General features: G+C 38.3%; 2 protein-coding genes. Both read left to right on the forward strand.

All coding sequences use genetic code 11. The annotated features are described in order from the left end of the window. Window positions 1-46 precede the first annotated feature (46 nt). Entirely contained in the window at window positions 47-358 is a 312-nt protein-coding gene (locus IQR33_RS05360; RefSeq protein ID WP_025634888.1) for a hypothetical protein, read from the forward strand. 16 nt (window positions 359-374) lie between these two features. After that, window positions 375-1,107: excalibur calcium-binding domain-containing protein (locus IQR33_RS05365; protein ID WP_193843582.1), on the forward strand; the 733-nt coding region annotated here is incomplete at its 3' end.

Raw genomic sequence — 1,107 nt, forward strand, 5'->3', positions numbered from 1 at the left:
AATCATTAAACGATGACAAATTAACTACAAAAGGCAAATATATAGTATGAGATATCTTCTAGTTACAGTTCATAATTATCCCAGGTTTTACAAAAGTGACGGTGAGATAGTTCACATTGATCTAAATTATGTGGATTCCAAAACTATTTCTTCATTAGATGAAAATGGAGATTTATTTCACGTTAAAGTATCTGGAAGTCCTCCGTGTGTTCGTGATATTTGGTTAATTGATTCGGTAGATGTGGCACTAGATACATTGGCTAGTTATGGGATCTATCCATTCAAGAATAAGGCCGCAGCAAGAGCAAATGCCAAAAGGCTTGGGCTTAGTGCATTCAAGTATATTGCAGTACCATAATAATCAATGGAAGTTTATGAAAAGAATTTCTAAAGCTGTTCTTACAAGCATCTTATTGGTTTCTTTTGATGCTTATTCAAGCGAGATATGGCGGGGTTTAATAGTCAAACCTGAGAATAGATGTTCTCCATACGATAAATCTCAACAATACAACTATTCTCAACGAGTAGAAGATCACATAGTAAGTAGTATGGGGGGATTGATATATGGCCCTTATACTGGCAGTTACTTTGAATCTGACCGATACACAGACATTGAGCATATAGTGTCAACAAGTGAAGCACATGATAGCGGAATGTGCTCACAATCTAGTGAAAGGCGCATTCAATTTGCCAGTGACCTCCTGAATCTTACATTAGCTTCACCTACTGTAAACCGTTGTGGTGACAACGGTAAGTGTGGAAAGGACGCTGGAGAGTGGTTACCCCAAAAAAACAGATGCTGGTTTGCTAATAGAGTGGTCGAGGTAAAGTTGAAATACGCTCTAAGTGTAGACCGCAGAGAAGTGGAAACGTTAGATTCGGTACTAAGAAACTGCACAAACACTGAAATGATCGTATATGAACCTGCTGAGGAAAGTATAAAAACCACGAGAAACGTTTCAAAGTCCGCCCCGTTACTTATGTATGACGAAGATAATAACGGTAGGATTACTTGCAAGGAAGCTATCAGAAATGGTATTGCACCAGTAAGAAGATCACATCCTGCATACTCTTATATGAACGATAGAGATGGTGATGGGGTTGTAT

Origin of the sequence: Vibrio sp. OPT46, assembly GCF_015163535.1 — a bacterium.
GTDB lineage: Bacteria > Pseudomonadota > Gammaproteobacteria > Enterobacterales > Vibrionaceae > Vibrio > Vibrio alginolyticus.